Here is a 21,550-nt window from a genome sequence, read left to right as displayed (position 1 = left end):
TGCTGCTAGTATTTCCTACTTATGGCAATTACCCTCTCGGTCTTTAGCTTTGCACTCGTTACATAGTTCGCCGCTGCTTGGTTTTGTCCGTGATGTTACAACGTCAGAGCCGTTAGGGAACTTGCTACAATTCCTGCACCAATGCCAAGTATCACTTGATGGCTTTTTATAATACATATTTATGCCTCCTCAATTAGCCTCTCTTGTAAATTTTATTTTCCCTATCAGTACTCGTCCGTATGATCCTCTAACGTAATCTTGCCCAGTGCCGCTTTGAAGAGCGTCGCCAGGAACTCCCGGTCTTCCGGGGCCAGCCTGGTGACGTTCTTTGCTACGTGGCGGAACTTAAGGACAATGTCCGGATCCTCCGCCGCCAGCATCTTCATTAGAGTCTCGAGGTCTTCCTCGCTCTGTCCCTTCTTTTTCTCCGTCTCCTGCTGTGTTTCTCCATCTCGGGCCGAAAGGTACCTTCCGTAGGCTTTGATGAGCTTCTGTTTGAGTGTGTCGTCCGCTCGATCTTCGTATTGTTCCATCAGCTCGAGGTCCTCCGCCGGGAGATCTATCAATGCGGCGGCCTCGTCCAGTGAAAGGCCGGTTTGATCTCTCAAGTAACGTAAAACTCCTTCGGGAGCCTTCTTGCCGGTTCCTTGAGGTGAGGGGTCGTTAGTTTCACCCATAATAAATGCGGCAGAGACATTCAATGCCTTTGCCAACGAAATCAGATTTTGTCCTACAGGAGAGTAGCGATCTTTTTCCCAGTCAAGGATGGTCGTTTTTGTTACCCCAACTCTGCTGGCGAGATCTTGCTGAGTCCAGCCTTTTTCTTTGCGCAGTCTTTTTAAATCATTTCCTCGAATCATGGGTATCCCCTCTCTATCTCCACCCTGTCAAGTCCAGTTTACTTTTTTTCTTAAATTAGTCAATAAAAGTCAACCCGTATTTTTAGTTCGGGCGCACTTGACTTTATGTTTTTATGGGGATAGAATCCAAGTGAACCAGAAAGGTGGTGTGGCAATGTATGGGTGCACCATAAGAAAATCAAGAAAGAAGTTGAGAATCGCTCAAGCTCAACTTGCTGAAAAAATTGGGTGTACCAGAACGACAATCTGTGATTGGGAAAATGAAAAATATCCTCCTACAGATGCTAAAAAAATAGCCGCTCTGGAAAGAGGATTAGAGCTTCCTTTGGGATCTCTCTATCGCTTGCTTGTTGCGGATGGAGAAGGCTGGGAACCAGAAGCTTCGATCCTTGAGGCCACGGATAGGAGTCCTTCGCTGAAGGAAATCCAGCATCGACTGAGTAACCTTGTCCGAACCATCGGAGAGCTGTACGAGCGATGCGATTCTCCGGAAGAGGTCATGACCCTCCTGCTGGACGTAGGCGACGACGGTCGAATCAACCACCCGAAGAACGAGGCGTTTATGGACCTCCTGGAAGCCCTGGTCCCCCTGGCCGGGGAGGTGCTGAAGGCGGTGAAAAGCGATGATGCCGTATGTGCTGGATGAAAAGAAAAACCCCGCACGGGGCGGGGTTATCTAGATCGGGAGCGTAAGAAGGCCACGTATGTCTCGAACTCGTCTTCGAATTCAGGGGGGATACCCATATTTTTCATGAATTTGCGGATGTTGGCTGTGTAGACCAAAGCATTGTGTTCGTTGATATCGCCTGCTGTTTCGTCATCTTCGGAAGTAGGGGTTTGCCATTCCCCCGCAGGGTCGGTCATTTCCTTCGAAAGGATGTCTATCAAGCATGGATCTTCTAGCCCCTTAAGAAGTCCCGGGGAGTTTCCAAGAAGATAATCGGCTGACACCTGAAAGAGTTTTGCCATCGCCAGTAGTTTCTCTGGGGATATCTTTCTGTCGCCAGCTTCATAGTGCTGATAAGCCCTTTCTGAGATACCAAGATGCTTAGCTACTTGTTTTTGGGTGAATCCAGAACGCTTCCTGATTTTCTTGAGATTTTTAACATTAGTACCCATATCAACCAGTCCTTTTAAAGAGGAGTTGGCACGAACATATTGGCGTGTTATAAATTGGCTACACGAACAATATGGCGTGTTAGAGCAAGAAGGGAGAAGGTGTCTATGAGACAGGCTCTAAGACACGCCCGAGAGACAGCGGGCTTAACTCAAAAAGAGATCGCTACGGCAATAGGAATCTCAGAACGGTACTACCAACATATCGAAGCAGGAACAAGAGAAGGAAAGGGGCACCTTTGGGACAAACTTGAGACCTTCCTCCAAATTCCTCAACGGCAATTGAGGTCTATTAGTTTCAAGGATATTCCAAGAGGGGGGCGAATGCAAACGGATGAGGAGGAGTTATCCACATGAACAATAAGCTAGGCATCGTAGTTAAAGACGAGAAGGTGGTCGTCAGTTCCCGAGACGTGGCTAGGGTGTTTGAGAAGCCTCATAACGATGTACTGAAAACAATCCGGGCGTTGGGATGCAGTGAGACTTTTGCACTGGGAAATTTTTCCCAGTCCTCCTACTTCAACGAGCAGAACCGAGAAATGCCCGAGTACCTCATGACCCGTGACGGCTTCACCTTGCTTGCGATGGGCTACACCGGAGCAAGGGCGATGGCTTTCAAGGAGCAGTACATCAAAGCCTTCAACAAGATGGAGGCCGAGCTCAAGGATCGTGGGATGTTCGGGGAGTTCGCCGAGCAGATCCCCAAGAGTATGTCCGAGGCTCTGATCTTGGCGGGACAGCTCGAAGAAAAGCGGGCGGCACTTGCGGCCAAGGTCGAACAGGATGCGCCCAAGGTACGTTTTGCCGAATCGGTGGAGACGAGCCACACGTCCATCCTCATTGGAGATCTGGCGAAACTGCTTCGTCAGAACGGGATCGACATCGGACAGAACCGCCTTTTTTCATGGCTGCGTGAAAGCGGCTTCCTCATGAAAAATGGCAGTTCCAGAAACATGCCGACTCAGAGAGCTATGAATATGAAGCTCTTCGAGGTCAAGGAAAGAACCATCAACAACCCCGACGGGACGGTCCGAATAACCAGAACAACCAAAGTAACCGGGCGAGGGCAAGTCTACTTTGTTAATAAGTTTCTAGGGGTCGATGCAGTGGCTCAATAATCAAATGTTCCGTTTGAATTGGAGAGATGTGAGAGCGATGCGATTCTACGGAGGAGGTTATGGATCTCCTGGAGGTTCTTGTCCCCCTGACCGAGGAGGTACTGAAGGCGGAGAAACATGAAAAGGAGGATCTCTCATGAAGTCGAAGTGTGAGGAGTTGGAAAAGGAGTTGGAGGTATATCTGACGGAGGCCTTGCGTGGTGGGATTGGTGTAGATACTTCCATCTTCGCTCCGGCGGTGGAGCTCTTCAAATGTTTAAGGGAGGAGGAACCATGAAGCGGCTGAGGCCGGTAAGTAGATCCTATCGCAATGGTTCGGTCGTCAGGGTGCGTAACAAGTGGGTGGCCATGTCCGACGCCGACACGGCCAAAGCGGTAGTCGAGGTCGCCAGAGGGATGCCGGAGGATGCCACGATCTACGATCTGTACGACGAAACACGAGATCGAGGGATTCATTCGGATGAGCCTGTGGAATGGGGGCTAGATGATATGGATGTCCGCTGGTGGCGGGAGAGGAGGACGCATCAATGAGTCTGGAGCAGGCTATCGTCGATCGCATATGAGAGGGATGACGAGAGATGAAGGTGTGTTTTCTACTTTTTCCCGAGGGTAAAGAGGGAGACGATTCGAAGCTTATCTCCCTCTCGCATGCAGGCATGAGTTTATGTGGCGTAAAGATGGATATGGAAGAGCAGCCGGATGGTCAAGTTGAATTTCACGATCTATCACATAAGAGCCGGGATGAGGTGTCTTAGAACAGGGTTGGCGAAAATACTAAGTATCAGGATGGCGGAAAGGACATAGATCCAGTGCTTTAGATGAGATGTTTCGTTACGTAAGCGGTCGATTTCCTTTTCCGCAGTAAGCTGACCTTTTCTAAGTTCTCCCAACATGACGTGAATGTCGTCGTTGTCAAGCATGATGGCTATTCCTTTTCTGCTTTGTCTACCATACCTGCTAGATCGTCAAGGGTTTTTCTAGCCCTACGAATCTTTTCTTTTTCGGATATAGGATCTCCTTTAACGGTTTCTTCGTATGGAACAGGAGTCAGGTTATCAAGATCGGCAGTAGAGGGATCCACGAAAGTGGCCACCCCGCATTTTTTGCAGATCATCATGACCATCGGTTTGAATTGGGCGTTTAGGCGAAGGGTCATAGTGGATTTGACCAAGAAGTCTTTCTGGTCTTCCGGTGGGGCTAAAAGAACGCCAGTCTGGTAATAGCTGTCAATTTTGCTTTTGCAATACGGGCATTTGTACTCCAAGTTTATCTCCTCCTGTAGTGAGGCTTATTTGACCTAAGTGTATCGTCAATGGAGAAAAATACAAGTAAAGATGTAGGGGAGGTTTTTTTATGTCATTAGAGCAGGCTATCGTCGATCGCATAGTTGAGGGGGCGGTCCCGAGAATCACGGCGGAGGTGGAGCGGAAGATCAGAGAGGAATTCAGCTTACGGAAGGAGCCGATTCCCGATCGTCTGATCGACGCCAGAGAGGCGTCCACGCTGTGCGGCATAAAGCGGGGAACCTGGTACGACCTGGTCAAAGGCGGATACGCCCCTAAGGCGATATCTCTGTCGGATACGCTGAAACGCTGGAAGTTGTCGGAGGTTATGGAGTACATCGAGCAACGGCAGGGGTTGAGAGATATTCCGGTTAAGTAGAAAGGGATGGTGATGACATGAAAGGCAAAAGGTGGAACGGTCAGGTTATGAAGCGCCAGAAAATGATGATGGAGAACGATCGCCGAAAGGCCGCCGCCGAGGCGGAGGCGAATCGCATCATGGCGGCGATAAACTGCCCGGTGGTGTACCGCTTATCGGCCTCTCAGGAGCTTTTGGATCTCAAAGACGCTCTGGAGATGTATCGTGCAGAGGCTGAACGTGCAAAGGAAATGGTCGAGAGATACAAGGGCTCGTCGGCCAGAAGACGACACAGGAAGGCCGAATTGCTTGTAGCCACTTTGGAACGTCGAGTGAGATCCGCGGAAAGGGCGGTGTGTTGAATGAGGTTGATGAAGGCAATCGAGAGGTTGAAGAGACATAGGAGAAAGACTCGCTGGTATCGGGTGAACATGCAGAACTACGCCAGGCGGACCCTGGACATGATCGCCGCCGAGGGGCCGGAGGGAGATCTTAGAAGCCGTACCACCTTAGGTCAGGTCGAGGTTTTACGTGCCATGGCGGGGAGGTCGTAATCATGCGGTGTTTCGGAGAGTCGTTCCGGGAAATGCGTCGAGAGCGTGACGCTTTGAAACGAGAGGTAGCGATGGCCAGAGAGCTTATCGTCGTTCAGGACATAGCCTTCGAACGTCAGCAAAAGAAGCTGGAACGGGCGATAGATGAAAACCTGTCCCTGAAAGAGGATCTGGCCGAGATCGAGTCCCGCCTGGGTGGGATAGTCGGCGGCGAGGAGGCGGTTTGATGATCGAACGCCGGTGTTCCATCTGTGGGTCGATCATCGGGAAGGTCATGTACCTGGGGCCTAGATGCACCGATATTTGCGAGGTGTGCGGCAACAGGCTGAGAGATGGATTCGATGTGGGCAAGGACGTGGCGGGACAGATCTACCTGGGGGAAGTGGCGGAGGGTCAAAAAGGAACCCGCTCGGCGACAACCGAACGGGCGTGTGTAAGCAGATAGCTGATCTACATACATTACAAGGCAGGGAGGTCTGAACTCCCTGCCTCCAAGTATAGCACAAGCAGATATACGGAGAGGGCGTGATCTTTATGGAAAGCACCACCACTCAATCGAGGGCGATCCGTCCGGAAAAGAAGGTCCGCAGGGTAGCTCGTAAGGAGCATCGTTGCGACTGGTGCGGAGGGGTTATCTATCCGGACGAGAGGTACGTCTTTCTGGAGTTTTTCGTAGAGGGAATCAGAGGGAGCCGGTTCGTAGACCGAAAGTACCACGAGAATTGTTTCGAGGCGATGGAGCACGACCCGGCGGTAAAGTCCGGTCGACATCGTCGCAGAGGCCAGATCAGAGGCTGCACCGTCGAGGAGAGCTACAGGGGGTGACCATGTGGAACGCAACATAGTAATAGACAACCGAAAGTTCTGGTTCGCCAGGGTGGACATCTCCGTACTGCTGGACGAAGGAATAGACGCCTATGCGAAAGCCACCTATGCCGTACTGTGCGCCTACGCCGGATCGGGCAGGGAATGCTTTCCCAGTGCGGAGACCCTGGCTAAAAAGGTGAAGTGCAGCAGAGACCGACTCTTCAAGAGCCTCAGGATACTGGTGGAGTTCGGGGTGTTGGAGAAGGTGACCCAGTCCAACAAATCATTCCAGACGGTCAACAAATACATCCTTACGGGAGGCGCCGATTCTCGACAGGCAGTCCGCCAAACGGACACCGAGAGTCCGTCAGAAAGACTCCCGCAGTCCGTCTCACGTACCCCCGGTGTACGCCAGGCGGACCCCCGGTGTCCGTCAGACGTACACAGAACTAGAGACATAGAACTAGAATCAAAGAACGATAAAGACATAGTGGGCAAGTCCGCCGAAAACACGGCGGGACTTCCCCTCGACCCCGTGCCCGGGGAGGAAGTCGTACCCCAACCGGGGGAGACTCCGCCTCCCTGTCCCTACAGGGCCATAGCCGATCTCTGGGACGAGGTGATGGTCCCTATGGGCAAGCGAGGCGTCAGGATCCTCTCGGAGACCAGACAGAACACCCTGAGATCCCGATGGAGGGCCAAAGGCGACCCCGGAGCCCCTCCATGGCCATGGGCCGACCTGAAAACCTGGCGGGAGTACTTTTTGTACGTCTCCCAGAGCAAGTTCCTGGTGGACGGCAGATTCTGCGACTTCGACTGGGTGATAAAGAAATCCAACTGGATCAAGATCCGGGAGGGCAAATATCACCAGGAAGGAGACTGCCGATGATCCGTCAGGCCTGCGGTCCCGATTTCGTCGGTGACCTTAGGGAAATGCTGGCCCGTAGGGGCATAGCCGTCAGGGAGCGTCCCGAGGAAGAGCGGTGGAACCGGGTCATGGCCTACGTACGTAAACGGCTGAACTTCATAGGCCCCATAACCCGGGAACTCTTTCCTGAAGAACTCTGCGACTACGAAACCCTGGTCGACTGGGGGGAGCACTGCGACAGCTGTAGCAACCCGGATAAGTGCCCTCACTACGGCTACAGGGGCGAGATCCGGATGAGGAAATACTGGAAAGGCAAACACTACGCCTCGGGCGTGTTCGTGCCCGAATACTACGGCGGGAAATGCGGTGCGTATCTGGATGCCAAGAAGGAAAAGGAGCGGGACAAGAAGGACGCCCCGTCGGGATCTCCCTCCGGAGGCTTCCGGTGGTGAGGGGGAAAGGGAGGTAGCGAAGAATGAGCGTTATCAAGCCGTGTCCGTTCTGCTGGGAGAAAAAAGTTCGTCCTACCCAATACGAGACTTGGAACACAGGCGATAAAGATCGCTGGTGGATCGTGGAGTGTCCTAAATGTCAAACGGGAGGCCCTATAGCGGCAAGCAAAAAGAAGGCTATTGAGCTTTGGAACCATCGAGAGGAGGAAATGTAATGGACTACGACCTTGATGATATCCTTGGATCCTTGAAAGGCTGGATACTGAACGATGAGGACCCTAAAAGCTGTATCGAAGAGGTGGACGACTTCTTAGCGCAGCTCAAAGACGAGGTAGAGTGTGTTCAAAAGTGATTCCTGGAGTCTATGACTCTATGGATCCCGACGAGGTGGTGGGCTGTCGGGCTCCGTGGAGACACAACGAGTACGGTATGGGGTGCTCCTGGCGGCCTGAGGGCTGTCGGGAGTGCCGCTATGCGGTGACCAGGGCTATGATAAAAGGAGAAAAAAGAACGAAGATCTGAAAACAGAGGGGGCATTCCATGAATCGAAGAGACGCCTTGACGGGAATCATAGAGCTGCTTCTCCAGTTTCATCCGGAGGGTATCCCTATCCTCCTGGGTGACGTGGCGTGTCCTTCGGGGCTGGAATGGCTCCCCCTCGTCGAAGCGGCGCGAGGAAACGACGACCTCGGAGTGAGGATATGCAAGGATCCGTCGGTATCCCAGCTGCTGGACCAGGTGGGGCAGGCCGACGAGATCGACAGGACGTTGGAGGAGATCGGCTGGGATAACGTCGTCGAGGCCACCAGAGCGGTGAGGGCCTTTTCTCCTAGGGACTGGGATATGTTCGTTCTCCATCTGTCCTTCGTGACGGACTATTCCAGGCTTGGGGATAAGTCCCCTCTGCAAGCAGTTGCCGATAAATGCAGGGTGTCCCCGAAGACGGTATCCCGTCGCCGTCAGGAGATCCCGGAGCAGATAGCCCGGCTGGCCTCGATGAGATTTCAACAGGCCTTGCACTGGTGACGAGAAAAGTGCCGATTTTGTCCCCACTAAGGGTGGTACTAAGGGGGGTACTGTGTTCCCGATAAGGTAGGTGCTAATTCTTGTGAGGCTGCTAGAATGATAGCGTGGCAATAGAGATAAAGACAGGGCAAGCAATACTGGATTTATTTTGTTATATTTTTATAAGTGTATCTATAACTTTATCAATTAAGACGGGTAGCTTTTCGGCTAATTCTTTAGAGTAGTTTTCTATTATGGGGACGCTTTTGCTTTGTTCCTCTTGGTATATTTTCATGAGTTTTTTCTGATCTTCTTTCGTCTTGGATATACAAATAAGATTTACGAAGCCTAGATTTTGTTCTAGCTCGCTAAGGAGTTTCCCGTCCGTTTTGGGGACCTTGTCTTCATAAGTAATTTTCCAATTTTCATAAATTTCATCGATTTGTTCTCCAAAGAAAACCCGGACTATTTTTAGTTCTTTTTCAAACTTACCTATGGCGATACGTAAGTTTGCATGGAGTCTCTTTGCTTCGTTGTGTTTGTCAATTTCAAGCTTTGATTCGCTTAAACGAAGAGATCTCACAGCATAAATAATATGTAGTATCTCTTCTATCGTGTTAAATCATTTAAACAATGTTTTTTCTCGGGTTGGTAAAAAGGCTACTTCTCTTGATATCTCGTTTGCTCGTTCAGATATATTAGCCTGGCGACGCATCACCCAGAATTGAAAACCTAGTACAAATAAGGTTAAAATCCCAACGGCTCCTGTTATTGCGCCTTGGTTGTCATTCATGAATTGAATCAAATTACCCCAAAAGCCTGTCGAGGTATTGTTTATGGCTAGAGATAAGCTTAGCGTTAGAATATCCGAACTAACTGGCATGGATGTCACTCCTTCTCGCAAGGTTGCCTAAATTATATCTCAAGGCCAGGGTCAGTTGGTTTTGTCGTGAAAGAGTGCACAACAAGAGAGCAGCCTGGGAGTGCAGGCCCGGAAGTTAGAAGATAGCCCCGACGCCATAGCGCCGGGGCATCTTTCTTATTGACATAGTGGGGCTATGCCGTGACTTTAAGGTGTAGGTTCAAAGCCGTTAGGACGGCGAGAAGGGTCTGCAATGTGGGGTTGCCTTTATCGCTTAGGCTTCGATAGAGCTGTTCTCTGGACAGTCCGGTCTTTTTGGCTATTTCACCCATGCCCTTGGATCTGGCGACCACGCTGAGGGCTTGGGCTATGTATCCCGGGTCGTTCGTCTCGAAAGCGTCCTCGAGGAAGATCTCTATTGACTCTATGTCGTCGAGTTCTGCGGCGAAATCGTATTCGTAAAGTTTTTCAGTCATATTGGTTCACCTCCAAAAGTAACTTCCAGTGTGTACGGGTTTGAGGCTTTTTTGAGTCCAGATGGGTTTATACAGGCCTATCGTCGTGCATGTTAGTGCATATCATAGTAAAATGATATCCGTACAGGTCCGTTTAAAACTACAAGTCTGGATATTGTCCTTGAGGAGGTGGGGCTAGTGGCTAACAGTAAGTATCGTTTTATATCTGGTCTCATTGACGGGATCGCCTTATGTGGAGATCTCTCCGGGGCTGCTATGACAGAGAAGGTTAATGATCTTTTGCCTGACGATTGGGCGAAAAAGGATGCTGAGAATATTGCGATAGACGCTAGATCTGTTCTCGCAAGGTTTAAAAAAGAACGTAGCTATGCCAGATGAAAATAGCTTAAGGGAAATTGAAAAGATAACGGAAGACGTTTTGGAAGAACGCGTCGCAGATGGTTCTCTCTCTCTGCTACTGAGGCGTCTGCTATCAAAGGGTCTACAGCTCATATCGCTACCGAAATCATAATGAAGTCTTCTGTGCGGTTTTCGGGCCCCTTGCCTCCGCCTTCCGTTTTAGAAGAGTATGAAGCGGTGTGCCCTGGAGCTGCGCAAGATATTGTTGATATGATGAAAGAAGAGGGGCGAGCTAGGCGCTTTTCCGCAAAATGCTTAGCTATTGCAGTTCCGTTGGGAATTTTCTTTGGTGGATCTATATGCTTAGCGGGCTTTTATAGCTCGATTTTACTTGCTCGAGAAGGGCTTGGTGGAAAAAGCATCGCAGCTATTTTTGCTGCTGTAGGCGTCGTCATAGCCTCGGTATGGAATAGTCATTCTCGTAAGTCAAAATCGAAAGAAGAAAACGACGAAGATAAATTGGTTTAGATAACGGTATAAAGAAAGCTTGATGCCTCGGTCCTTCTGGACCGGGGCTTTTTTTATGCCTTGGAATAGGAGGGGTTAGCTATGTACGTTATCTGGTGTCGCAGGGAAGGACGGGGAGGGTTGCGTGTCGGTGTCTCCGACGCCAGGTATCCCATTCCCTACATGGCCGATCCCATCACTATCGTCGAACCCTGCGACGTGCACCTCATGAAGCGGTGGCTCAGGCGAAGGGCGAAAAAGGGATGGAGCCTCGAGCGGTTGAGAAGGTCTTGCGAGGGATGAGGAGGGAGCGGGATTGAAATACACGAGTCCCTTCCGAGGCAGGAGGCAGATCAACCGGATGAAGCGGGCCATTCTTGAAAGGCCGGGGAGATCCAGCCGGGAGGCGGCTTTGAGGGATTACGCCCTTTTCGTCTTCGGGATCAATTCGGCCCTCCGGATCGGAGATCTGCTCGACCTCAAGGTAGACGACGTCCTGGCCGGTAGAAGCTGTCGTCTCAGGATAGAGGAGGAAATACGGCTTCGGGAGGGAAAGACCGGTAACATCCGGACGTTCCCCCTCGTAGACAAAAGCCGGGAGGCCTTAAAGGACTATCTGCGCTACAGGAAGGATCTCAGGGGCTTGGCTAGAGACGAGCCCCTATGGGCCGCCGTCCGCCGAAAGGGAGAGGATACGCGGGCCATATCGAGGATGCAGGTCTACCGGATGCTGAACGATGCGGCGGTACGAGCCAACGAGGCATCGCCTCCGGCGGAGCGGATCAACCTTCGAACCACGTCCATCGGCTGTCACTCCATGAGGAAGACCCTGGGGTACATGCTCTATTACGAGGGTGATTCGGTGCCTCTGGCGGATATCCAGACCATGTACGGCCACTCGTCGGAGAAGGTTACTCTGCGTTATCTGGGCATCACGAAAGAGATAACGGACGGCCACTACAGGGCCTTGAACCTGTGATTGATTTGGCTTCATAATGCCACATTTTAAATCAATCATGGAATCGAGCTCGTCTTGTCTGGTCCTCGATCGGGCCGTAGGGGTTAAACATCGGGGTTTTCGGGGCTCATTAGCGCCGAATCGAAGAAAAGAATCCGGTGTTTGCAAGGCTTCCCGGCGTCGGAGGGTTAATAATGAGAGGGTCTGAAACGGTCGTTTTTAATCATTTTTCGACTATCTTCGAGAAAAAGCCTGTTTCCGAGTTTAATAATCTTCCGCTCGAAGGCTATCCAGGCCGGTAGTGGGGCGGGTTTCCGAAAGAGGTTGTTCTACGTTACTCCCTATCATTGAGTTACGCTGTAGAGAATCCCGAAGAGGCCGATTTCGTCCGATTCGAGAAGCCGTGAGCCCGGTAGTCGCAAAGGGAAAACGTTACGGGTCCTTCCTGGGGGGCGGGGGCCTCAGGGGTCGGTTGCACCGATGGAAAAATCTCGATTAAAATACGAAATTGGGGTTAAGGGTTAAGCATCAAATATCAATAAGCATAGAACATTAAACGCCGAAATGGGGTGGAAACTAGAGTTTACTTAGGGGGTGATCCGCCTGGCGAAGCCCAACATCAAGGTCGAGGGCGACAGGATAATGCTCTCCACCAAAAGATGCGCCGCCTTTTTCGGGGTGACCTCCAAGACGATGTCGGAGTGGAAGAGGTCCGGCTGTCCTCAGGCCGGTAGAGGGTGGTGGGATCCGGAGGAGGTTTATAGGTGGCGGTGCGGACTGGAGACCGACAGCCCCGACAACGACGGTAACTGGCAGGCGGTAAAGCTGAAAGCCGAGGCCGAATATCGCAAGGCGAAGGCGGCTCAGGAGGAGATTCGTCTTAAGGTTCTGGAGGGGCGGTACATTCCGTTCGAGCAGGTTGAGGATGCCTGGGCCGATCGTCTGGTGATCTGCCGGACCAACATGTTCGGCTGGGTCAATACGCTGCCTCCTCTGCTGGAGGGCATGTCTCGGACGGAGATGGAGAAGATTCTGGGAGAGGAGATCCGGATTCTCTGGGAGGGGTATTCGAGAGACGGCCCCTTCACACCGGCGGGCAAGAAGGAAAAGGAGGTGGTTCGTTGATCGTACCTTGGACATCCGCGGAGCTTGCGGCCTGCAAGCCTCCGGAAAGGATGACCGTAAGCGAGTGGGCGGACCGTTATCGGATCCTGACTCCCAGGCTTGCCGCCAAGCCCGGACCGTGGAGGACTTCCTACATGCCCTATCTGAAGGGGATCATGGATGCCTGGAACGAGCCGGGAGTGGAGGAGATCGTTCTGTGCAAGGGAGCTCAGGCGGGGGCGTCGGAGGCGGCGAACAACTGTCTGGGTTACACGGCCTGTCAGGATCCCGGGGCGGCTCTGGTGGTGTATCCCACCGAGGATATAGCGGAATGGGCCAGCGAAAACCGGCTTCAGGACATGATAAAAACCAGCAACGTATTCAATGGGATCTTTCGGGAGAGGGAGTCGGATCGTCTGGAGCTTCAGTTTCGGGGAATGTATATAGCTCTCACCGGAGCGAACAGCCCCGCCGCTCTCTCCGCCATGCCTATGAGATACATAATCTTCGACGAGATCGACAAGTATCCGAGGTATTCGGGCCGGGAGGCTAATCCGCTGAAGCTGGGGAAGGAGAGGACCAAGACTTTTCCCAACCGAAAGCTGATGTACATATCCACTCCGACCCTGGAGACCGGGAACATCTGGCGGCTTTTGCAGAGGTGCGACGTCGTCTATCGGTACGAGGTTCCCTGTCCTCGTTGCGGGGAGCTCCTCTCCTTCTCCTTCAAGGATGTGTCGTGGCCCGAGGATCTCACGGAAGCCCTCAGGAAGGAGGACGATCCCACCGCCAGACAGAAGATAATTCGCCAGGTGGAGGATCGGGCGTGGTATCGCTGTCCTCACTGTGAAGGAAGGATAGAGGATCGGGACAAGTCTTTTATGCTGGGCCAAGGCAGATGGGTTTCGGAAGGAGCCGAGCCGGGGAAGATCCGTCGGATAGGTTTCCACTGGAACTCGATATATTCTCCTCAGATTTCGTTCGGTGCCGTGGCTTCGGAGTTCCTTCGGTCGAAAGACAGTCCGGAGGATCTTATGAACTTCATAAACTCCTGGCTGGCCGAGCCCTTCAGGGAGTCGGTGGCCAAGGCGGAGCCGGAGAAGGTTCTGGAGGCTTCCGGAAATTATTCCCGAGGAGAGGTGCCGGACGAGGCGGTGGCCATTACCGCCGGAGTGGACGTTCAGAAGTCGGAGGCCTATTACGTGGTGCGTGCCTGGGGTCCCGGGTTGACGTCCTGGCTTATCGAGTATGGCCGGTTCGACACCTGGAACGAAACGGACCTTCAGGACGGTCTGAGGGCCCATATAGTGGAGCCTGTCTATCGTTTCGGCGACGGTCGTCTGTGTCAGATCGGCTACTGCCTTGTCGACTGCGGCTACAGGACCGACGAGGTCTACGACGCCTGCGTGGTGTACGGAGATGTTCTGGGTCCGGTCAAGGGTTCCTCTCGGAGGATGGACGGTTATTACCGCCGTCACGTGGTGGACCGCAAGGGCCGGAAAGACGGCCTCACCATGCTGGAGGCGAATACGTCTCTGTTGAAGGATTTCATTTTCGGACGTATGACGAAGGAGCCCGGAACTAGAGGGTCGTGGTCGCTTTTCAGGGACTGCCCGAGAGGATACGCCGAGCAGATAGCGTCGGAGCACAAGGTGATGGTGACGGATGCCAGGACAGGTTCCAGTCATCACGAGTGGAAGAAGATCTCCGGACACGCCGCCAACCACCTTCTGGACTGCGAGGTTTATGCGACTCTGGCGGCCAGAATGCTCAACCTGCACTACATGCCAACGGAGGAGGAGCGGGAGGCCATGAGGCCGTCGTCTTCTTCCGTGGATTCCGCCGAAGGTGCGGGATGGCTGAAGGGCGGCGGTTCGGGATGGTGGAAAGGGAGGTGATCTAATGACCCTGACGGAAGAACTGGCCATGTACGAAAAAGCCGAGGTCGAGATACTGGAGGGAGGACAGGCCTTCGAGGATAACGGATTGAAGATAGACAGGGCCAACCTGTCCCATATACAGAAACGGATAAAGGAGCTTCGGGGCATGCTGGCCATGGAAGAGGGAGGAGGTCCTCATGTCGTGGTTTGGTAAGGCGGGTTACGTGCTGGACCGGGCCGTGGGACTGGTGGCTCCCGGAGCCGGTGCCAGACGTATGGACGACAGGGCCAAGATGGAGGCCCGATGGGAGAAACGCAACTACGACGCCGCCAGGATAGACCGCTACGGAAGCGGTTGGGTGGCGGTAAATAAAAGGCCGGACGAAACCGACCGAGTCTACAGGGATAGGATAAGGGCCAGGGCGAGAGACCTCGAACGGAACAACGGAATAGCTCAGAGCGTTCTGCTTGCGATGGAGCGTCACGTAGTAGGCACGGGGCTACGGCCTCAGGCTAAAATCCTCGATGCCGACGGAACGGAGAACGAAAAGCTGAACCGGGAGATAGAGGCCCTGTGGGAGGTGTGGGCGAAGCCGAAGAACTGCGACATAACCGGCCACGACGGGTTTTACGGTCTTCAGCGGATGATGGTCCGCCGTATGGTTACGGACGGAGAGATATACCCGATTCTCACGGCTCCGGAGGACGGATTCATTCCGTTGCAGATACAGATGATGGAGGCCGACGCCCTTGCGACCTGGATGCCCCGGGCGAAGGATAAGCGGATAGTTTCGGGAGTGGAGGTCAACGAGTACTGGCGTCCTCTGGCCTATTGGTTCTACAGGGACGACATGGAGACGTCCTCTTTCGGCAGAACAACCGAGGCGGTGAGAGTGGATGCCGGGCGGGTGTTGCCGATGTTCGTAAAGACCAGACCTCAGGCGGTGAGGGGCATAAGCCAGTTCGCCCATGTCATGGGCAATATCAGAGACTCGGGAGAGTACATGGATGCCGAACTGATGGCGGCCAGGATAGCGGCGTGTTTCGCCGCCTTCATAAAGACGGGAAGCGGGAACACTCCGTCGATAGGCAGGAACGCCACGGTCCAGGACGCCCTGGGCAGGGATAAGAACGTAACCAGACTCGAGCCGGGAATAGTGAATACCCTTCCGGACGGGGCGGATGTGGAGTTCGCCAACCCGACCCATCCCAACACCGGAGCCTCGGACTTCGTGGCTTTGCAGCAGAGACTGATAGGAGCGGGAACGGGGCAGAGCTACGAGGTGGTGAGCAGGGACGTCAGCCGAACGAACTACAGCTCGGCCAGGGCCGCATCCCTCGAGGACGAGGAAGGATACAAGGTGCTGAGGCAGTTCATGGTCGAGAGGGTCCTCGAGCCTCTATGGGAGGCCTTCGTCTGTGCCTGCGTTTTGTCCGGAAAGCTGAACATACGGGATTATTTCCAGCGTCCCGAGGTGTATAACCGGTGCCGGTGGGTTCCTCCCGGAAGGCAGTGGGTGGATCCTCTTAAAGAGGTATCGGCTATCACGAAGGAGATGGAGGCCGGAATAACAACCCTTCAGGATGTATGTGCCTCCAAGGGCAAGGATTGGAGGGAGGTGTTGGAGCAGATATCGCGAGAGAGGGAGTATATGACGTCCCTTAATCTCGGAGGTCTTGCCGGATCTTCCGGGATAGGGCAGGAGGCTCTTTCGTTGATGGCTCTGGATAACGGGAAAGGAGAGTGATTGCGTGACCTATTCCAGAGGTTGCAGGTCCGTACAGTCTGAGGCAGGAGAAACCTATTACAGAGAGATAGCCGGGGTCGAGGCTAATAATGTCGAGGAGAGCTCCAGAACGGTGGAGCTCTCTTTTTCGTCCGAGTCTCCGGTTTCTCGCTGGGGGGACGTGGAATATTTGTCTCACGATCAGGGGGCCGCCGACCTCAAACGGTTGGAGGAAATGGGGGTTTTGCTCTGGAACCACAAATCCGACGTTCCCATAGGATCGATCGAGAAGGTGTGGATAGACGAGTCCGCCAGAAAGGGCCGGGCTTTAGTCCGGTTCGACGACGACGAGGAAAGCGACAGGATCTACAGAAAGGTTCTGGCCGGATCTCTCAAGAGCGTATCGGTGGGCTACAGGGTGGAGAACTGGGAAAAGGTTCCGGCCGGTGGTACGTCCAGCAACGGTCGTTTTGCCGGGCCCTGTTACGTGGGCACCAGATGGGAAGGACTGGAGATTTCCATCGTGTCGGTTCCCGCCGATCCGTCGGTGGGGGTGGGACGGAGTGTCGATGAAAAAGGAGGAGATGACGGAGTGAAAGGAAATTTGTCTTTGCCCGGCGACGAAGTCGGGAACGGTGCGGCCCCGGAGCCTAAGAGAAACGACCTCGCCGTAAACGATGGGAGGGAGGAGAACCGGTCCGCTGCGGACGACCTCCGAAACGGCGAAAGAGGCAACCCTTCTTCAGGGGAAACAGTAGTCCGGGCTATCAGGGCCGAGCGGGAGAGGGTGGCGGAGATCCAGGAGATGGGAAGATCCTTCGATATCGATCTTGGCGAATTCATCCGTTCCGGTGCGGAACTCGACACGGTGAGATCCGAGGTCATGAAAAAGCTCAAGGAGATGCGGCAGGCAATCTCCGTTCCCGGCAGGGTGACGGAGGACGAGAAGGAGAAGTTCCGTTCCGCCGCCAGAGATGCGCTCCTGATCCGCGGCGGTCTGCCCGTAGAGGAACCTGCCGCCGGATCCATGGATCTGAGAGGCTACAGGCTGGAGAGAATGGCCGAGGAATGTCTGACCCGGATGGGCGAGCGGGTCGGGGGAAATCCTATGGAGATGATAGGCCGCGCCCTGACCACCTCGGACCTTCCCGTCATCCTGGGAAGCGTTGCGAACGTCTCTCTTATGGAAGGGTGGGGCGTTCAGGAGGAGAGCTATCTTAAGTGGATGGACGACTCCGGCGTCGTGACCGATTTCAAGGAACACACCGGGGCGAGGGCCGGAGAGGTGGACGATCTGCTTCCTCTGCCGGAATCAGGAGAGTACAAGAGCGGATCCATGGGAGAGGAGTCGGAGGCCTGGAAGATAGGGACCTTCGGCCGTATGTTCTCCATATCCAGACAGTCGATCGTAAACGACGCACTGGGCGTACTGACCGATATTCCCCGGAAGATGGGCGAGGCCGCCAGGCGCAAGGTGGCCGACGTGGGCTACCAGGCTTTTCTGGATAACCCCAAGATGGGCGACAAGAAGGATCTTTTCTGTACCCATCACGGAAACCTTCAGCCTGCGGCGGCTTTCAGCTTCACCGATTTCGAGGCCACTTTGACGGCGCTAAGCCTCATGGTGCAGGCCATGAAGCGGCAGACGGACCTTTCCGGAAAGAGGCGGCTGAACATCATTCCCAAGTTCCTGGTGGTGCCGGTGGCTCTGGAGCTTGCGGCCAGGAGGTTCCTCAAGCAGACCGAAACTCCTCTGTCGGTGGACACCGCGGCGAACAAAGCCAACGGAGGAGGAGCAAACCCCTACGCCGGAGCCTTCGAGCTCGTGTCCGATCCCAGATTGGACGACGTGAGCGAGACCGCTTTCTACATGGCCGCCGAGAAGGGCAAGACGGTGAAGCTGTTCTTCCTGAACGGGATCAAGGAACCCTATCTGGAACAGCAGCAGGGATGGAACGTGGACGGAACGAGCTACAAGGTGCGAATAGACGTGGGAGCCAAGGCTATGGATTGGCGCGGTTTCCAGAAGAACCCCGGGGCGTAGGCTTCGGGGTTTTTTCATAAGGAGGCGATTCGTGTGAGAACTTACGTGGAGATAGGCGGCAGGATGGATTACACGCCGACCGAGGATGTGTCCGTAGACGATGTGGTCGTTTTGGGGGGAAGGATCGGAGTGGCCACTACCGATATACCGGCTGGGAAGATGGGAGTTCTGGCCGTGGTGGGGGTGTTCCGGCTGCCCGCCGTGACGGGGACGGCCTTCGCTCCCGGAGAGGCTCTTTACTGGGATGCCTCTGCCGGAAGCCTGACCAGGGACGGTACGGGGAACAAACCCCTGGCGGGGTATGCCTGGACTCCGAAGGTGGCTTCGGCGAACTTCGGAGAGGTGAAGATCGACTGATGGGATCTTTCCGGGATCACCTGACATCTACGGTGGAAGCCCTGTTCAAAGGTGATTGGGCCGACACGGTGGTCTATAACGGCAGCGAGATCCGGGCGATCATCCGCAAGGGCAGGACCGCAACCGATGGAACGGGCTTCGGGTCGGACGGTTCCTCCACGGAAGGAACTTTGAGGATAAGACTTTCCGATGTGGATCCCTGCGAAGGAGACGAGGTCGTCGAGGCCGACGGGAAGGTCTGGTCGGTGGTTAGAGAGATCTCCCGTTCCATGACGACGGCTCTGTTGGAGATCCGGACGGATCGGTCGTTTCTGTAATGGGGAGGTGATCCTATGTCCGTCACAGTTTCCTGGAAGGATATGGCCACTCCATGGGTGGAGGACGTTATCAGGGAATTTCCCGAATTTCGCCGGAGGGCCTTGAAGTCTGTCGGATGGATGATGCAGAAGGAGATAAAAAAAGGCATAGAGAGCGGAGCTCCCGGAGGAAGACGCTACGCTCCTCTGTCCGGCGTAGCCCGTGGCGTCAAGGCGAAGTCTAAACTCAGGGTCATGAAAAAAAAGAAGGTAAGAAGCGGACCTCTCGGCAAGCTTCGAAAGGCCGTGGGCTATCAGTATAAAGACGACGGCTCCCTGACCGTGGGGTGGCTCTCGAAGAGCGCCGTGTATCTGGGATCTATGCAGGAAAAGGGACGGCGTCTTCCGGTTACCGAAAAGATGCGGCGGTTCTGGTGGTCCGGAGCCAGAGGCAAAAAATGGCCCAAGGTGCTGAAAAAAGGCGTACGTCTTCGGAAAGAGACGAGGGAGATAATCCTCCCCGCCAGGCCGACCATAGGCCCTATGAGGGAGGTTCTGGTTCCCAGAATTCCGGGATATTTCGTGAAGAAGATCGACGGATACATGGAGGACGATATGAAGAGGTCCACGAAAAAGAGCAAGAGAAAATACAGAGTCTACGGAAGCTGGTGGTGACGAGGTGAGATTGACTCAGGTAATGATGGAGATAAGAGACTCCATAGCCCGGTCCGAAGAGGTCCGGGCTTTCTGTTTGGACCGTTTCGGCAGAGAGCCGATCGTGATGGCCGGATATAACGCCCGGCGTCCTCCCGGAAACGACGAGCTTCCTGCGATCGTGGTCGCTCCCGACAGGAGCGATTTCGATGGAGTCGGTCGTGGAGAGCACAAAATAGATCTCATGTGGGCGGTGTTGAACGACGGAGGAGAGGAGCGGGACGGCAACAAGATAACGTTTCCCGGCTTTCTGCAGGTGGACGAACTGGGCGAGCTGGTGCTGTCCTCCCTGGAGGTGGTGGGGAGCGAGTACAGAATAACCTACACCGGATACGATCTCTTCAGCTCCGATCAGTCTCCCGCCTTCGTGGGGGAGATGGAGCTGACGGTCACGGAATGGTGAGAGAGGGGCGATAGGAATGGCGAACGTAAGGAATTCCAACGATATAGTTCTGGGATCCGGCCGCATGTTCGTCGACGGCGAGGATGTCGGTCAGCTGAAGGACGATCTGACCTTCGAGCACGGAAAGGAGACTTACGATCTGAAAGCCGGGTTCCCGGCGACGGTGGTCCTTTCTGCTCTGGTCAGTGAGGAGCTGACCCTGAGCTTCAATCTGCTGGAGACGAACCTGGATATGGTCTGCCGTCTGATGCCGGAGTACGATCCGGTAACAGAAAACGCCGGAACCGCCACCGTTGCAGACGAGCTTGTGACGCTGTTCGATTCCGTCCATACCATGCTCGGCAAGGGCAGGGTGGAAGGGGACGCCACGGTAACCACCGTGGACGGCACGGCTTTGACCGAGGGAGTGGACTATTATCTGGACCGGTTGAACGGAACCATCTACAGAGTGCCCGACTCCGCCAAGATAGCCGACGGCGACGACGTCAAGGTGAGCTACACGTATAAGACCTACGAAAGCAAAGGGTTCGGCGTCGGCGGCGGAACCTCGACGGACAAGACTTTCCGGGTCGATTTCTATCACAAGCGCAGAGACGGAAAGTATCGTCACGTCCGGATATGGAAGGGCAAGGTGAAGGGTAACTTCTCCATGGCGTTCAAGGAGGCTTCCGAGTCGCCTCTGGCCGTGGAGGTTACGGCAATAGCGGACAGCACGAAACCGGCGGGGCGTCAGCTTATGACGGTTATGGATGTGCCGGCGGAGGTGGTTCCCGGAGGGGGCTGGTAATGCGCCATTTCCCCGAGCCTGCCCGGTTGGTCGTTACCATAGGCGGGCGGCCTCATAAACTGCGGTATCTGACGAGGGCGGACGTTTCCGCCCTCGTCGTGTCCATAAGGGAGCTGTGCGACGGCGAGATTCCCGAAGACGGCAGAGAGGCCATGGATGCCTTGCTTGAAGAACGGAGGGTTCTGGACCCTATATTGATGGATGCCTTCCCCACGGCGGATTCCATTCCGGCGGAGGATGCCGATGTGAAGTCCGGTCTATTGGCCATAGTCTGGGAGGTCAACAAGGTGCCGGATATATTGGAGGATCTCAAGACCCACGGCGAGGACGGAGCGGATGACTCGGAGGGGGATCCTCTGGCATGGCCGAAGTTCTGCCTTCATATGAGGCGCAACTTCGGAATAGACGAGGAGACGATGTTCCATCGCTGGACCTACTGGCAGTTCGTGGGCTTTATCGAGGCTGCACAGGAAATCCTGGACCCCGACGAAGAGCGGGGCAAGGGAAAGCGACGGACGATAGAGGACCTGGTAAAGGATGGGGTTGTGGGGATTTAGGGGTAGTCAGTATCTGAGAGTGGTTATGATGTCTTTTCATAAAGAAGGGGGAAAAGTGACGAGAAGCAGTATTTCTTCTTATCTGATACAATACTAAATCAAGAAGCGTTTCTAATTT

At 54.2% G+C, this 21,550-nt stretch carries 38 protein-coding genes and 1 pseudogene; 33 read left to right on the top strand and 6 right to left on the bottom strand.

The features are described 5' to 3' along the window. Positions 1-224: 224 nt before the first annotated feature. Positions 225-860, bottom strand: a complete 636-nt coding sequence (locus DPEP_RS12515; RefSeq protein ID WP_005658540.1) for a helix-turn-helix domain-containing protein — start codon at positions 858-860, stop codon at positions 225-227. Between DPEP_RS12515 and DPEP_RS13670 the strand changes: the two are divergent. Beyond that, positions 859-1,173 (top strand): annotated as a pseudogene (locus DPEP_RS13670) (helix-turn-helix transcriptional regulator); the annotation flags it as partial. The gene DPEP_RS12515 and the pseudogene DPEP_RS13670 sit on opposite strands and share 2 nt — an antisense overlap. Before the next feature lie 30 nt (positions 1,174-1,203). Beyond that, the gene (locus DPEP_RS13495; protein ID WP_241760519.1) at positions 1,204-1,506 is read left to right on the top strand and encodes a hypothetical protein; all 303 of its coding nucleotides are present in this window, start codon (positions 1,204-1,206) and stop codon (positions 1,504-1,506) included. A 26-nt stretch (positions 1,507-1,532) separates the two neighbouring features. On the opposite strand, the gene DPEP_RS12510 is transcribed toward DPEP_RS13495, so the two are convergent. Further along, positions 1,533-1,979, bottom strand: coding sequence for a helix-turn-helix domain-containing protein (locus DPEP_RS12510; RefSeq protein WP_005658538.1), 447 nt, complete (start codon positions 1,977-1,979; stop codon positions 1,533-1,535). A gap of 105 nt (positions 1,980-2,084) precedes the next feature. Here DPEP_RS12510 and DPEP_RS13695 point away from each other — a divergent pair, with 105 nt between their 5' ends. From DPEP_RS13695 to DPEP_RS00225, 4 genes are all read left to right on the top strand, one after another. Then, entirely contained in the window at positions 2,085-2,333 is a 249-nt protein-coding gene (locus DPEP_RS13695; protein ID WP_040382260.1) for a helix-turn-helix domain-containing protein, read from the top strand. Then, entirely contained in the window at positions 2,330-3,094 is a 765-nt protein-coding gene (locus tag DPEP_RS00230) for a phage antirepressor KilAC domain-containing protein (protein ID WP_005658536.1), read from the top strand. Before DPEP_RS13695 ends, DPEP_RS00230 begins: the two co-directional genes overlap by 4 nt. A 136-nt stretch (positions 3,095-3,230) precedes the next feature. Further along, the gene (locus tag DPEP_RS13350) at positions 3,231-3,371 is read left to right on the top strand and encodes a hypothetical protein (protein WP_005658535.1); all 141 of its coding nucleotides are present in this window, start codon (positions 3,231-3,233) and stop codon (positions 3,369-3,371) included. Then, the gene (locus DPEP_RS00225) at positions 3,368-3,625 is read left to right on the top strand and encodes a hypothetical protein (RefSeq protein WP_005658533.1); all 258 of its coding nucleotides are present in this window, start codon (positions 3,368-3,370) and stop codon (positions 3,623-3,625) included. Before DPEP_RS13350 ends, DPEP_RS00225 begins: the two co-directional genes overlap by 4 nt. 194 nt (positions 3,626-3,819) lie before the next feature. Here DPEP_RS00225 and DPEP_RS00220 read toward each other — a convergent pair whose 3' ends face one another. Both DPEP_RS00220 and DPEP_RS00215 read right to left on the bottom strand, forming a co-directional pair. Then, positions 3,820-4,014, bottom strand: coding sequence for a hypothetical protein (locus DPEP_RS00220; protein ID WP_005658531.1), 195 nt, complete (start codon positions 4,012-4,014; stop codon positions 3,820-3,822). 5 nt (positions 4,015-4,019) lie between these two features. Then, the gene (locus DPEP_RS00215) at positions 4,020-4,358 is read right to left on the bottom strand and encodes a hypothetical protein (RefSeq protein ID WP_005658529.1); all 339 of its coding nucleotides are present in this window, start codon (positions 4,356-4,358) and stop codon (positions 4,020-4,022) included. A gap of 89 nt (positions 4,359-4,447) precedes the next feature. Between DPEP_RS00215 and DPEP_RS12505 the strand changes: the two genes are divergently transcribed. The 12 genes from DPEP_RS12505 (at position 4,448) to DPEP_RS12500 (ending at position 8,442) form a co-directional block, all read left to right on the top strand. After that, positions 4,448-4,756, top strand: a complete 309-nt coding sequence (locus DPEP_RS12505) for a helix-turn-helix transcriptional regulator (RefSeq protein WP_005658528.1) — start codon at positions 4,448-4,450, stop codon at positions 4,754-4,756. 17 nt (positions 4,757-4,773) lie between these two features. After that, positions 4,774-5,097 (top strand): hypothetical protein, encoded by a 324-nt coding sequence (locus DPEP_RS00205; protein WP_040382258.1) that lies wholly within the window; start codon positions 4,774-4,776, stop codon positions 5,095-5,097. Positions 5,098-5,106: 9 nt separating this feature from the next. Beyond that, positions 5,107-5,289 carry a hypothetical protein gene (locus DPEP_RS00200; protein WP_198003004.1) on the top strand — a complete coding sequence of 61 codons (183 nt, stop codon included), beginning with the start codon at positions 5,107-5,109 and terminating at the stop codon, positions 5,287-5,289. Positions 5,290-5,291: 2 nt separating this feature from the next. After that, the gene (locus DPEP_RS00195; RefSeq protein WP_005658524.1) at positions 5,292-5,516 is read left to right on the top strand and encodes a hypothetical protein; all 225 of its coding nucleotides are present in this window, start codon (positions 5,292-5,294) and stop codon (positions 5,514-5,516) included. Then, on the top strand, positions 5,516-5,734 hold the full coding sequence (locus DPEP_RS00190; RefSeq protein WP_005658523.1) for a hypothetical protein: 219 nt from the start codon (positions 5,516-5,518) through the stop codon (positions 5,732-5,734). The genes DPEP_RS00195 and DPEP_RS00190 overlap by 1 nt, the downstream gene beginning before the upstream one ends. 89 nt (positions 5,735-5,823) lie before the next feature. After that, on the top strand, positions 5,824-6,114 hold the full coding sequence (locus tag DPEP_RS00185) for a hypothetical protein (protein ID WP_005658521.1): 291 nt from the start codon (positions 5,824-5,826) through the stop codon (positions 6,112-6,114). A gap of 4 nt (positions 6,115-6,118) precedes the next feature. Further along, the gene (locus tag DPEP_RS00180; protein ID WP_005658520.1) at positions 6,119-6,985 is read left to right on the top strand and encodes a helix-turn-helix domain-containing protein; all 867 of its coding nucleotides are present in this window, start codon (positions 6,119-6,121) and stop codon (positions 6,983-6,985) included. Further along, positions 6,982-7,416: a hypothetical protein gene (locus DPEP_RS00175; protein ID WP_005658518.1), complete on the top strand. Its 435-nt coding sequence runs from the start codon at positions 6,982-6,984 to the stop codon at positions 7,414-7,416. The genes DPEP_RS00180 and DPEP_RS00175 overlap by 4 nt, the downstream gene beginning before the upstream one ends. A gap of 23 nt (positions 7,417-7,439) precedes the next feature. After that, entirely contained in the window at positions 7,440-7,631 is a 192-nt protein-coding gene (locus DPEP_RS13690; RefSeq protein WP_005658516.1) for a Lar family restriction alleviation protein, read from the top strand. Beyond that, the gene (locus DPEP_RS13155; RefSeq protein WP_005658515.1) at positions 7,631-7,768 is read left to right on the top strand and encodes a hypothetical protein; all 138 of its coding nucleotides are present in this window, start codon (positions 7,631-7,633) and stop codon (positions 7,766-7,768) included. The genes DPEP_RS13690 and DPEP_RS13155 overlap by 1 nt, the downstream gene beginning before the upstream one ends. 20 nt (positions 7,769-7,788) lie before the next feature. Continuing rightward, entirely contained in the window at positions 7,789-7,938 is a 150-nt protein-coding gene (locus DPEP_RS13150) for a hypothetical protein (protein ID WP_005658514.1), read from the top strand. An 18-nt stretch (positions 7,939-7,956) separates the two neighbouring features. Beyond that, the gene (locus DPEP_RS12500) at positions 7,957-8,442 is read left to right on the top strand and encodes a hypothetical protein (RefSeq protein ID WP_005658513.1); all 486 of its coding nucleotides are present in this window, start codon (positions 7,957-7,959) and stop codon (positions 8,440-8,442) included. A gap of 151 nt (positions 8,443-8,593) precedes the next feature. On the opposite strand, the gene DPEP_RS13345 is transcribed toward DPEP_RS12500, so the two are convergent. Further along, on the bottom strand, positions 8,594-9,004 hold the full coding sequence (locus DPEP_RS13345) for a hypothetical protein (protein WP_040382255.1): 411 nt from the start codon (positions 9,002-9,004) through the stop codon (positions 8,594-8,596). 473 nt (positions 9,005-9,477) lie between these two features. Continuing rightward, positions 9,478-9,759 (bottom strand): addiction module antidote protein, encoded by a 282-nt coding sequence (locus DPEP_RS00150; protein ID WP_005658511.1) that lies wholly within the window; start codon positions 9,757-9,759, stop codon positions 9,478-9,480. Between the two features lie 177 nt (positions 9,760-9,936). Here DPEP_RS00150 and DPEP_RS00145 point away from each other — a divergent pair, with 177 nt between their 5' ends. From DPEP_RS00145 to DPEP_RS00080, 15 genes are all read left to right on the top strand, one after another. Beyond that, positions 9,937-10,137 (top strand): hypothetical protein, encoded by a 201-nt coding sequence (locus DPEP_RS00145; RefSeq protein ID WP_005658510.1) that lies wholly within the window; start codon positions 9,937-9,939, stop codon positions 10,135-10,137. A 132-nt stretch (positions 10,138-10,269) separates the two neighbouring features. After that, positions 10,270-10,626, top strand: coding sequence for a DUF2335 domain-containing protein (locus tag DPEP_RS12940; protein WP_083797466.1), 357 nt, complete (start codon positions 10,270-10,272; stop codon positions 10,624-10,626). 81 nt (positions 10,627-10,707) lie between these two features. After that, a complete protein-coding gene (locus DPEP_RS00140; protein WP_005658509.1) occupies positions 10,708-10,908 on the top strand; it encodes a hypothetical protein in 201 nt (66 codons plus the stop codon). A gap of 13 nt (positions 10,909-10,921) precedes the next feature. Beyond that, positions 10,922-11,584: a tyrosine-type recombinase/integrase gene (locus tag DPEP_RS00135; RefSeq protein ID WP_241760449.1), complete on the top strand. Its 663-nt coding sequence runs from the start codon at positions 10,922-10,924 to the stop codon at positions 11,582-11,584. A 573-nt stretch (positions 11,585-12,157) separates the two neighbouring features. Continuing rightward, positions 12,158-12,688: a hypothetical protein gene (locus DPEP_RS00130; protein ID WP_005658506.1), complete on the top strand. Its 531-nt coding sequence runs from the start codon at positions 12,158-12,160 to the stop codon at positions 12,686-12,688. Next, positions 12,685-14,565, top strand: a complete 1,881-nt coding sequence (locus DPEP_RS00125; RefSeq protein WP_005658504.1) for a terminase gpA endonuclease subunit — start codon at positions 12,685-12,687, stop codon at positions 14,563-14,565. The genes DPEP_RS00130 and DPEP_RS00125 overlap by 4 nt, the downstream gene beginning before the upstream one ends. A 4-nt stretch (positions 14,566-14,569) precedes the next feature. Beyond that, on the top strand, positions 14,570-14,761 hold the full coding sequence (locus tag DPEP_RS00120) for a hypothetical protein (protein ID WP_005658502.1): 192 nt from the start codon (positions 14,570-14,572) through the stop codon (positions 14,759-14,761). Beyond that, positions 14,745-16,295 (top strand): phage portal protein, encoded by a 1,551-nt coding sequence (locus DPEP_RS00115; RefSeq protein WP_005658500.1) that lies wholly within the window; start codon positions 14,745-14,747, stop codon positions 16,293-16,295. The genes DPEP_RS00120 and DPEP_RS00115 overlap by 17 nt, the downstream gene beginning before the upstream one ends. Before the next feature lie 4 nt (positions 16,296-16,299). Beyond that, on the top strand, positions 16,300-18,318 hold the full coding sequence (locus DPEP_RS00110; RefSeq protein ID WP_005658498.1) for a prohead protease/major capsid protein fusion protein: 2,019 nt from the start codon (positions 16,300-16,302) through the stop codon (positions 18,316-18,318). A 33-nt stretch (positions 18,319-18,351) separates the two neighbouring features. Further along, positions 18,352-18,675: a DUF2190 family protein gene (locus DPEP_RS00105; protein WP_005658497.1), complete on the top strand. Its 324-nt coding sequence runs from the start codon at positions 18,352-18,354 to the stop codon at positions 18,673-18,675. Beyond that, entirely contained in the window at positions 18,675-18,992 is a 318-nt protein-coding gene (locus tag DPEP_RS00100) for a head-tail joining protein (protein ID WP_005658495.1), read from the top strand. The genes DPEP_RS00105 and DPEP_RS00100 overlap by 1 nt, the downstream gene beginning before the upstream one ends. A gap of 15 nt (positions 18,993-19,007) precedes the next feature. After that, positions 19,008-19,646: a hypothetical protein gene (locus tag DPEP_RS12495; RefSeq protein ID WP_005658493.1), complete on the top strand. Its 639-nt coding sequence runs from the start codon at positions 19,008-19,010 to the stop codon at positions 19,644-19,646. Between the two features lie 4 nt (positions 19,647-19,650). Then, the gene (locus DPEP_RS00090) at positions 19,651-20,088 is read left to right on the top strand and encodes a hypothetical protein (protein WP_241760448.1); all 438 of its coding nucleotides are present in this window, start codon (positions 19,651-19,653) and stop codon (positions 20,086-20,088) included. A 16-nt stretch (positions 20,089-20,104) separates the two neighbouring features. Beyond that, positions 20,105-20,875 (top strand): hypothetical protein, encoded by a 771-nt coding sequence (locus DPEP_RS00085; protein WP_005658488.1) that lies wholly within the window; start codon positions 20,105-20,107, stop codon positions 20,873-20,875. Positions 20,876-20,901: 26 nt separating this feature from the next. After that, positions 20,902-21,432, top strand: a complete 531-nt coding sequence (locus tag DPEP_RS00080; RefSeq protein WP_241760447.1) for a hypothetical protein — start codon at positions 20,902-20,904, stop codon at positions 21,430-21,432. Positions 21,433-21,550: the final 118 nt, after the last annotated feature.

This window comes from Dethiosulfovibrio peptidovorans DSM 11002 (genome assembly GCF_000172975.1).
Taxonomy (GTDB): Bacteria; Synergistota; Synergistia; order Synergistales; family Dethiosulfovibrionaceae; genus Dethiosulfovibrio; species Dethiosulfovibrio peptidovorans.
The sequence above is the reverse complement of the archived record's forward strand: the minus strand, read 5'-3'. Positions and strand labels throughout refer to the sequence as shown.

Bases quoted from the DNA above. Each gene is read 5' to 3' on its own strand.
- DPEP_RS00115 (WP_005658500.1), top strand. From the start codon at position 14,745: ATGTCGTGGTTTGGTAAGGCGGGTTACGTGCTGGACCGGGCCGTGGGA.
- DPEP_RS12515 (WP_005658540.1), bottom strand. From the start codon at position 860: ATGATTCGAGGAAATGATTTAAAAAGACTGCGCAAAGAAAAAGGCTGG.
- DPEP_RS00120 (WP_005658502.1), top strand. From the start codon at position 14,570: ATGACCCTGACGGAAGAACTGGCCATGTACGAAAAAGCCGAGGTCGAG.
- DPEP_RS00195 (WP_005658524.1), top strand. From the start codon at position 5,292: ATGCGGTGTTTCGGAGAGTCGTTCCGGGAAATGCGTCGAGAGCGTGAC.
- DPEP_RS12505 (WP_005658528.1), top strand. From the start codon at position 4,448: ATGTCATTAGAGCAGGCTATCGTCGATCGCATAGTTGAGGGGGCGGTC.
- DPEP_RS00200 (WP_198003004.1), top strand. From the start codon at position 5,107: ATGAAGGCAATCGAGAGGTTGAAGAGACATAGGAGAAAGACTCGCTGG.
- DPEP_RS13350 (WP_005658535.1), top strand. From the start codon at position 3,231: ATGAAGTCGAAGTGTGAGGAGTTGGAAAAGGAGTTGGAGGTATATCTG.
- DPEP_RS12510 (WP_005658538.1), bottom strand. From the start codon at position 1,979: ATGGGTACTAATGTTAAAAATCTCAAGAAAATCAGGAAGCGTTCTGGA.
- DPEP_RS13155 (WP_005658515.1), top strand. From the start codon at position 7,631: ATGGACTACGACCTTGATGATATCCTTGGATCCTTGAAAGGCTGGATA.
- DPEP_RS13150 (WP_005658514.1), top strand. From the start codon at position 7,789: ATGGATCCCGACGAGGTGGTGGGCTGTCGGGCTCCGTGGAGACACAAC.
- DPEP_RS00140 (WP_005658509.1), top strand. From the start codon at position 10,708: ATGTACGTTATCTGGTGTCGCAGGGAAGGACGGGGAGGGTTGCGTGTC.
- DPEP_RS00190 (WP_005658523.1), top strand. From the start codon at position 5,516: ATGATCGAACGCCGGTGTTCCATCTGTGGGTCGATCATCGGGAAGGTC.
- DPEP_RS13690 (WP_005658516.1), top strand. From the start codon at position 7,440: ATGAGCGTTATCAAGCCGTGTCCGTTCTGCTGGGAGAAAAAAGTTCGT.
- DPEP_RS00150 (WP_005658511.1), bottom strand. From the start codon at position 9,759: ATGACTGAAAAACTTTACGAATACGATTTCGCCGCAGAACTCGACGAC.
- DPEP_RS12940 (WP_083797466.1), top strand. From the start codon at position 10,270: ATGAAGTCTTCTGTGCGGTTTTCGGGCCCCTTGCCTCCGCCTTCCGTT.
- DPEP_RS00175 (WP_005658518.1), top strand. From the start codon at position 6,982: ATGATCCGTCAGGCCTGCGGTCCCGATTTCGTCGGTGACCTTAGGGAA.
- DPEP_RS13695 (WP_040382260.1), top strand. From the start codon at position 2,085: ATGAGACAGGCTCTAAGACACGCCCGAGAGACAGCGGGCTTAACTCAA.
- DPEP_RS12500 (WP_005658513.1), top strand. From the start codon at position 7,957: ATGAATCGAAGAGACGCCTTGACGGGAATCATAGAGCTGCTTCTCCAG.
- DPEP_RS00225 (WP_005658533.1), top strand. From the start codon at position 3,368: ATGAAGCGGCTGAGGCCGGTAAGTAGATCCTATCGCAATGGTTCGGTC.
- DPEP_RS12495 (WP_005658493.1), top strand. From the start codon at position 19,008: ATGTCCGTCACAGTTTCCTGGAAGGATATGGCCACTCCATGGGTGGAG.
- DPEP_RS00220 (WP_005658531.1), bottom strand. From the start codon at position 4,014: ATGCTTGACAACGACGACATTCACGTCATGTTGGGAGAACTTAGAAAA.
- DPEP_RS00205 (WP_040382258.1), top strand. From the start codon at position 4,774: ATGAAAGGCAAAAGGTGGAACGGTCAGGTTATGAAGCGCCAGAAAATG.
- DPEP_RS00100 (WP_005658495.1), top strand. From the start codon at position 18,675: ATGGGATCTTTCCGGGATCACCTGACATCTACGGTGGAAGCCCTGTTC.
- DPEP_RS00230 (WP_005658536.1), top strand. From the start codon at position 2,330: ATGAACAATAAGCTAGGCATCGTAGTTAAAGACGAGAAGGTGGTCGTC.
- DPEP_RS00185 (WP_005658521.1), top strand. From the start codon at position 5,824: ATGGAAAGCACCACCACTCAATCGAGGGCGATCCGTCCGGAAAAGAAG.
- DPEP_RS00085 (WP_005658488.1), top strand. From the start codon at position 20,105: ATGGCGAACGTAAGGAATTCCAACGATATAGTTCTGGGATCCGGCCGC.